Genomic DNA, 8,149 nt, shown 5'->3' with positions numbered 1-8,149 from the left:
GTTGCTAAAGTTATCGCTTAATCATCGATAATATTTGACGACATATACATGAAAAGGGCATCATCTGATGCCCTTTTTGCACGCCGAAACATAGAACCTGACTCATCAGTGATTTTTTTTATGTAAATCATTGCTGAGACAGGCTCTGGTTTGGCGTAAGATACCAGGGGTACTGTAAAGTATTTCTGGTTTGGATACCTCGCCGAGCGGGGTTTAATGGTTTCTGGATTATTCTGGCAGGTTGGTTTATGAGTGCAAATACCGAAGCTCAGAGGAGCGGGCGCGGCCTGGAAGCAGTTAAGTGGGTGGTCGTTGCTCTCCTGATAATTGTGGCAGTTGCCGGCAATTACTATTATCGCAATGTGAACTTACCTTTACGTGCTCTTGCTGTGGTTGTCATTATCGCGGTAGCCGGGGCGATTGCCCTGCTGACCACGAAAGGGAAGGCTGCGGTTGCGTTTGCTCGTGAAGCCAGAACTGAAGTACGTAAGGTCATATGGCCTACTCGTCAGGAAACGTTGCAGACCACGTTAATCGTAGCTGCGGTTACCGCCGTAATGTCACTGATTTTGTGGGGGCTGGATGGTATTCTGGTCCGTCTGGTATCGTTTATCACTGGACTGAGGTTCTGAAATGTCTGAAGCTCCAAAAAAACGCTGGTACGTCGTGCAGGCGTTTTCCGGTTTTGAAGGCCGCGTAGCAGTTTCACTGCGTGAGCACATTAAACTGCACAATATGGAAGACCTGTTCGGCGAAGTTATGGTGCCGACCGAAGAGATTGTTGAGATCCGTGGTGGCCAGCGCCGTAAGAGTGAGCGTAAATTCTTCCCGGGCTATGTGCTGGTTCAAATGGTGATGGAAGATGCAAGCTGGCACCTGGTACGCAGTGTACCTCGTGTTATGGGCTTCATTGGTGGTACTTCTGACCGCCCTGCGCCAATCAGCGATAAAGAAGTTGATGCAATTATGAATCGCCTGCAACAGGCAGGTGATAAGCCACGGCCGAAAACTATGTTTGAACCCGGCGAAATGGTCCGTGTTAGTGACGGTCCGTTTGCTGACTTCAACGGTGTGGTGGAAGAGGTGGATTATGAGAAGAGCCGCCTGAAAGTGTCTGTTTCTATCTTTGGCCGTGCAACCCCGGTTGAACTTGACTTTGGTCAGGTAGAAAAAGGCTAATCACGCCAGCGTGAGACGTCTTGCACAAGGCGCGAAATTAACCTATAATTTCGCGCCTTTTGTTTTTACGCACAGTGTGCGTGGAATAATTATCACGGGAAGCCTTTTTAAGGCGCTATACCCAATTGAGGAAATATCATGGCTAAGAAAGTACAAGCCTATGTCAAACTGCAGGTTGCAGCAGGCATGGCTAACCCAAGTCCACCGGTTGGTCCGGCACTGGGTCAGCAGGGTGTTAACATCATGGAATTCTGTAAAGCGTTCAACGCCAAAACAGAAAGCCTGGAAAAAGGTCTGCCTACTCCGGTTGTTATCACCGTATACAGCGACCGTTCTTTCACCTTCGTTACCAAAACGCCTCCGGCAGCAGTTCTGCTGAAGAAAGCGGCTGGTATCAAGTCTGGTTCCGGTAAGCCGAACAAAGACAAAGTAGGTAAAGTGACGCGTGCTCAGTTGCATGAAATTGCAACGACTAAAGCTGCGGACATGACTGGTGCAGACGTAGATGCGATGGCTCGCTCTATCGAAGGTACTGCGATCTCCATGGGCCTGGTAGTAGAGGATTAATCAATGGCTAAGCTTACCAAGCGCATGCGCGTTATCCGTGACAAAGTAGACGTCACCAAGCAGTACGAAATCAACGAAGCCGTAGCTCTGCTGAAAGAACTGGCAACAGCTAAATTTGTTGAAAGTGTTGATGTTTCTGTAAACCTCGGCATCGATGCTCGTAAATCAGACCAGAACGTGCGTGGCGCGACTGTTCTTCCACATGGTACTGGCCGTAGCGTTCGCGTTGCTGTCTTTGCTCAGGGTGCAAACGCTGAAGCTGCCAAAGCTGCTGGTGCTGAACTGGTAGGTATGGAAGATCTGGCTGATCAGATCAAAAAAGGCGAAATGAACTTCGACGTTGTTATTGCTTCTCCTGATGCAATGCGCGTTGTTGGCCAGTTAGGTCAGGTTCTGGGCCCACGCGGTCTGATGCCTAACCCTAAAGTTGGTACTGTAACTCCTAACGTTGCTGAAGCAGTGAAAAATGCTAAAGCAGGTCAGGTTCGTTACCGTAACGACAAAAACGGCATCATCCACACCACTATCGGTAAAGTTGACTTTGACGCTGACAAACTGAAAGAAAACCTGGAAGCTCTGCTGGTTGCGCTGAAAAAAGCCAAACCATCTTCAGCTAAAGGCGTGTACATCAAGAAAGTTAGCCTGTCTACTACCATGGGTGCAGGTGTTGCAGTTGATCAGGCTGGCCTGAGCGCATCTGCGGCTTAAGACCTTGCTTGACTTGGGCGAAAAATTCACCTAGAATTTTCGCCCATTCTTCCTGAGGGAAGAGACCGCGGGAGAGTGTTATCCTCCCGGGTAAGAATTTTCGGTTGGAGCCTGGCCTTATCCAGGCCTCCGTCCAAGACCGCAGGTGTGAGTGTCAGAACAACAGAGTCATCTGTAATTCGACACCAACTTAATTTCCTGCGTAGACGGTGAGAGAGCCTGAAGAACCTATTCTTTTCTGGATTCTACTCACCGTGTTAGCGCCTGCCAGCTTCGGCCGACAGGCGATGTGAGTTCCGGGGAGGTAACTTTCCGGACTAAAATAATCCAGGAGCAAAAGCTAATGGCATTAAATCTTCAAGACAAACAAGCGATTGTTGCTGAAGTCAGCGAAGTAGCCAAAGGCGCGCTGTCTGCGGTTGTTGCGGATTCCCGTGGCGTTACCGTAGATAAAATGACTGAACTGCGTAAAGCAGGTCGTGAAGCTGGCGTATACATGCGTGTTGTTCGTAACACCCTGCTGCGTCGCGTCGTTGAAGGTACTCCTTTCGAGTGCCTGAAAGACACGTTTGTTGGTCCAACCTTGATTGCATATTCTTTGGAACACCCGGGCGCTGCTGCTCGTCTGTTCAAAGAATTCGCGAAAGCGAATGCAAAATTCGAGGTTAAAGCTGCAGCCTTTGAAGGTGAGCTGATCCCAGCCGCTCAAATTGACCGTCTGGCAACGCTGCCGACTTACGAAGAAGCACTGGCACGTCTGATGTCGACCATGAAAGAAGCCGCTGCCGGCAAACTGGTCCGTACTCTGGCTGCTGTACGCGATGCAAAAGAAGCTGCTTAATCGCACTTCACGCATCGTTGCTTACGTATAAACTTATTCTGATTCTTAGGAACAATTGTTATGTCTATCACTAAAGACCAAATCCTGGAAGCTGTTGCAGCTATGTCCGTAATGGAAGTAGTTGAGCTGGTTTCTGCAATGGAAGAAAAATTCGGTGTTTCTGCTGCTGCTGCTGTAGCTGTTGCTGCTGGCCCTGCTGAAGCTGCTGAAGAACAAACTGAATTCGACGTAGTACTGAAAGCTGTTGGCGCTAACAAAGTCGCAGTTATCAAAGCCGTTCGTGGCGCAACTGGTCTGGGCCTGAAAGAAGCTAAAGATCTGGTTGAATCTGCACCGGCTGCAATCAAAGAAGGCATCAGCAAAGACGACGCAGCTGCTCTGGAAGCTGCTCTGAAAGAAGCTGGCGCTGAAGTTGAAATCAAATAAGACAACCCTTTGGGTTGCAGTCTGAGAAGGTTGCAGACTGATGGCTGGTGACTATAATAGTTACCAGCCTTTTTGCGCTAAAAGAGACTCTGTGGGGTTTCGCATTGTTTGTCCACAGTGGTTTCTTCAATATCTTTTTCTATCGACGCCTTAATATACTGCTTTCCCGCGGGGCTCCCTGTCCTGCCAGAGCAATGAAATGATTTAAGAGTGATAGAAAGACGTATTGCACCGTGGGCTCATCTCACGGTCAAAACAGAATAATGTTGCATGATGAACTGTCCTTCAGAACGGACAGCGTGGTTCGACTTGTCAGCGAGCTGAGGAACCCTGATGGTTTACTCCTATACCGAGAAAAAACGTATTCGTAAGGATTTTGGTAAACGTCCACAAGTACTGGACATTCCATATCTCCTGTCTATCCAGCTTGACTCGTTTCAGAAGTTTATCGAGCAAGATCCGGAAGGCCAGTATGGACTGGAAGCTGCATTCCGTTCCGTATTCCCAATCCAGAGCTACAGTGGTAACTCTGAGCTGCAGTATGTCAGCTACCGTTTGGGTGAGCCTGTTTTCGATGTTAAAGAATGTCAGATTCGTGGTGTGACGTTCTCTGCACCGCTGCGTGTAAAACTCCGTCTGGTCATCTACGAGCGCGAAGCGCCGGAAGGGACCGTTAAAGACATTAAAGAACAAGAAGTCTACATGGGTGAAATTCCGCTCATGACAGACAACGGTACTTTTGTTATCAATGGTACTGAACGTGTTATTGTTTCTCAGCTGCACCGTAGTCCGGGCGTCTTCTTTGACAGCGACAAGGGTAAAACACACTCTTCCGGTAAGGTGCTGTATAACGCACGTATCATTCCTTACCGTGGTTCATGGCTCGACTTTGAGTTTGACCCTAAAGACAACCTGTTTGTCCGTATCGACCGTCGTCGTAAACTGCCGGCCACTATCATCCTGCGCGCATTAAACTACACCACTGAACAAATCATCGATCTGTTCTTTGATAAAGTTGTTTATGAAATTCGCGATAACAAACTGCAGATGGCGCTGGTACCTGAGCGTCTGCGCGGTGAGACGGCCTCTTTTGACCTGGAGTCAAACGGGACTGTCTATGTCGAGAAAGGCCGCCGTATTACTGCCCGTCATATCCGCCAGCTGGAAAAAGATAATGTCCAGCACATCGAAGTTCCGGTTGAATATATTGCCGGTAAAGTTGTTGCGCGTGATTACATTGATGAGAGCACCGGCGAGCTGATTATTGCGGCAAACATGGAGTTATCCATGGACCTGCTGGCCAAACTGAGCCAGGCAGGCCACAAACGCATTGAAACGCTGTTCACCAATGATCTGGACCACGGTCCTTATATTTCAGAAACGCTGCGTGTTGACCCGACCAATGATCGCCTGAGCGCACTGGTTGAGATCTACCGTATGATGCGTCCTGGTGAGCCGCCAACGCGTGAAGCTGCAGAGAACCTGTTCGAGAATCTGTTCTTCTCTGAAGATCGTTATGATCTGTCAGCGGTTGGTCGTATGAAGTTCAACCGTTCCTTGCTGCGTGATGAAATCGAAGGTGCAGGTATTCTGAGCCACGACGATATCATCCAGGTGATGAAGAAACTGATCGATATCCGTAACGGTATTGGCGAAGTGGATGATATCGACCACCTCGGTAACCGTCGTATTCGTTCAGTCGGCGAAATGGCTGAGAACCAGTTCCGTGTTGGTCTGGTCCGTGTAGAGCGTGCGGTGAAAGAACGTCTGTCTTTAGGCGATCTGGATACCCTGATGCCTCAGGATATGATCAATGCCAAGCCAATTTCTGCGGCGGTTAAAGAGTTCTTCGGTTCAAGCCAGCTGTCACAGTTTATGGATCAGAACAACCCGCTGTCTGAAATTACGCACAAACGTCGTATTTCTGCACTGGGCCCCGGCGGTCTGACTCGTGAACGTGCGGGCTTCGAAGTTCGAGACGTACACCCGACTCACTACGGTCGTGTTTGTCCTATCGAAACTCCGGAAGGTCCAAACATCGGTCTGATTAACTCACTGTCTGTGTATGCTCAGACTAACGAGTACGGTTTCCTCGAAACCCCATATCGCCGTGTGGTAGACAGCCAGGTAACCGACGAGATTCATTATCTGTCAGCGATTGAAGAAGGTAACTTCGTTATCGCTCAGGCAAACACCAACCTCGATGAGAATGGTCAGTTTGTTGATGATCTGGTGACCTGCCGTAACAAAGGTGAGTCCAGCCTGTTCAGCCGTGATCAGGTTGACTATATGGACGTTTCTACCCAACAGGTTGTTTCTGTCGGTGCGTCTCTTATCCCATTCCTGGAACACGATGATGCTAACCGTGCTCTGATGGGTGCGAACATGCAACGTCAGGCTGTACCGACTCTGCGTGCTGATAAGCCGCTGGTAGGTACCGGTATGGAGCGTGCAGTAGCTGTTGACTCCGGTGTTACCGCAGTCGCGAAACGTGGCGGTACTGTTCAGTACGTCGATGCATCACGTATCGTTATCAAAGTTAACGAAGACGAGATGTATGCCGGCGAAGCAGGTATCGACATCTATAACCTGACCAAATATACCCGTTCTAACCAGAACACCTGTATCAACCAGATGCCGTGTGTCAACCTGGGTGAGCCTATTGAACGTGGTGATGTGCTGGCTGATGGTCCGTCTACCGATTTAGGTGAACTGGCGCTGGGTCAGAACATGCGCGTGGCATTCATGCCATGGAATGGTTATAACTTCGAAGACTCCATCCTCGTTTCTGAGCGTGTGGTCCAGGAAGATCGTTTCACCACTATCCATATCCAGGAACTGGCCTGTGTGTCCCGTGATACCAAGCTGGGGCCGGAAGAGATTACTGCGGACATCCCGAACGTGGGTGAGGCTGCTCTCTCTAAACTGGATGAATCCGGTATTGTTTACATCGGCGCTGAAGTGACCGGTGGCGATATCCTGGTCGGTAAAGTAACACCTAAAGGTGAAACTCAGCTGACTCCGGAAGAAAAACTGTTACGTGCTATCTTCGGTGAGAAAGCATCTGACGTTAAAGATTCTTCTCTGCGTGTACCTAACGGTGTATCAGGGACAGTTATTGACGTCCAGGTCTTTACCCGTGATGGCGTGGAAAAAGACAAACGTGCGCTGGAAATCGAAGAGATGCAGCTGAAGCAGGCGAAGAAAGACCTGACTGAAGAATTGCAGATCCTCGAAGCTGGCCTGTTCACTCGTATTCACAGCGTCCTGATTGCAGGTGGTGTTGAAGCAGAGAAACTGGACAAGCTGTCACGTGAGCGCTGGCTGGAGCTGGGCCTGACTGATGAAGAGAAACAGAATCAGTTAGAGCAGCTGGCTGAACAGTACGACGAGCTGAAGCACGAGTTTGAGAAAAAACTTGAAGCTAAGCGCCGTAAAATCACCCAGGGCGATGATCTGGCACCAGGCGTGCTGAAAATCGTTAAGGTCTACCTGGCGGTTAAACGTCAGATCCAGCCTGGTGATAAGATGGCAGGTCGCCACGGGAACAAAGGTGTTATCTCTAAGATCAACCCGATCGAAGATATGCCTTACGATGAAAACGGTACTCCGGTAGACATCGTACTGAACCCACTGGGCGTACCATCGCGTATGAACATCGGTCAGATTCTGGAAACCCACCTGGGGATGGCAGCAAAAGGTATTGGTGACAGGATCAATGCCATGCTGAAACAGCAACAGGATGTGGCCAGACTGCGTGAGTTTATCCAGCGTGCTTATGACCTGGGTTCAGATACCCGTCAGAATGTCGACCTGAACACTTTCTCAGACGACGAAGTGATGCGTCTGGCAGAAAACCTGAAGAAAGGGATGCCTATTGCGACCCCGGTCTTCGACGGTGCTAAAGAAAGTGAAATTAAAGAGTTGCTGACGCTGGGTGGTATCCCGACTTCAGGTCAGATCACTCTGTTTGATGGTCGCACCGGTGAACAGTTTGAGCGTCAGGTAACCGTAGGTTACATGTACATGCTGAAACTGAACCACCTGGTTGATGACAAAATGCATGCGCGTTCTACCGGTTCTTACAGCCTTGTTACTCAGCAGCCGCTGGGTGGTAAAGCGCAGTTCGGTGGTCAGCGCTTCGGTGAGATGGAAGTGTGGGCACTGGAAGCATACGGTGCTGCTTATACCCTGCAGGAAATGCTGACTGTGAAGTCTGATGACGTTAATGGCCGTACCAAGATGTATAAAAACATTGTTGACGGCAACCATCAGATGGAACCAGGCATGCCGGAATCCTTCAACGTATTGTTGAAAGAGATCCGCTCGCTGGGTATTAACATCGAGCTGGAAGACGAGTAAGCACTCGCAGCTGTACTGGTTACAGGGTGTCCGGTAAATCGCCGGATACCCTGAGAAGTCTCACTC

Annotated in this window: 7 protein-coding genes; all 7 read left to right on the top strand. The window is 49.5% G+C overall.

Annotated elements, in window-relative coordinates; translation table 11 throughout:
• The first annotated feature begins 248 nt into the window (after positions 1 to 248).
• The 7 genes from secE (at position 249) to rpoB (ending at position 8,083) form a co-directional block, all read left to right on the top strand.
• Positions 249 to 632, top strand: a complete 384-nt coding sequence (gene secE, locus B3Z23_RS03490) for a preprotein translocase subunit SecE (protein WP_038024040.1) — start codon at positions 249 to 251, stop codon at positions 630 to 632.
• A 1-nt stretch (position 633) separates the two neighbouring features.
• Positions 634 to 1,179 (top strand): transcription termination/antitermination protein NusG, encoded by a 546-nt coding sequence (gene nusG / locus B3Z23_RS03485; RefSeq protein WP_294901598.1) that lies wholly within the window; start codon positions 634 to 636, stop codon positions 1,177 to 1,179.
• A 138-nt stretch (positions 1,180 to 1,317) separates the two neighbouring features.
• A complete protein-coding gene (rplK, locus tag B3Z23_RS03480) occupies positions 1,318 to 1,746 on the top strand; it encodes a 50S ribosomal protein L11 (protein WP_038024035.1) in 429 nt (142 codons plus the stop codon).
• A 3-nt stretch (positions 1,747 to 1,749) separates the two neighbouring features.
• Positions 1,750 to 2,454 carry a 50S ribosomal protein L1 gene (gene rplA, locus B3Z23_RS03475; RefSeq protein ID WP_038024033.1) on the top strand — a complete coding sequence of 235 codons (705 nt, stop codon included), beginning with the start codon at positions 1,750 to 1,752 and terminating at the stop codon, positions 2,452 to 2,454.
• A 343-nt stretch (positions 2,455 to 2,797) separates the two neighbouring features.
• Positions 2,798 to 3,295, top strand: coding sequence for a 50S ribosomal protein L10 (rplJ, locus tag B3Z23_RS03470; RefSeq protein ID WP_038024031.1), 498 nt, complete (start codon positions 2,798 to 2,800; stop codon positions 3,293 to 3,295).
• 60 nt (positions 3,296 to 3,355) lie between these two features.
• Positions 3,356 to 3,721: a 50S ribosomal protein L7/L12 gene (gene rplL / locus B3Z23_RS03465; protein ID WP_038024029.1), complete on the top strand. Its 366-nt coding sequence runs from the start codon at positions 3,356 to 3,358 to the stop codon at positions 3,719 to 3,721.
• 333 nt (positions 3,722 to 4,054) lie between these two features.
• Positions 4,055 to 8,083, top strand: a complete 4,029-nt coding sequence (rpoB, locus tag B3Z23_RS03460; protein WP_294901592.1) for a DNA-directed RNA polymerase subunit beta — start codon at positions 4,055 to 4,057, stop codon at positions 8,081 to 8,083.
• Positions 8,084 to 8,149 lie beyond the last annotated feature (66 nt).

Source organism: Tatumella sp. UBA2305 (assembly GCF_002345795.1).
Lineage (GTDB): Bacteria > Pseudomonadota > Gammaproteobacteria > Enterobacterales > Enterobacteriaceae > Tatumella > Tatumella morbirosei.
This window is presented reverse-complemented; position numbering and strand designations above follow the sequence as displayed.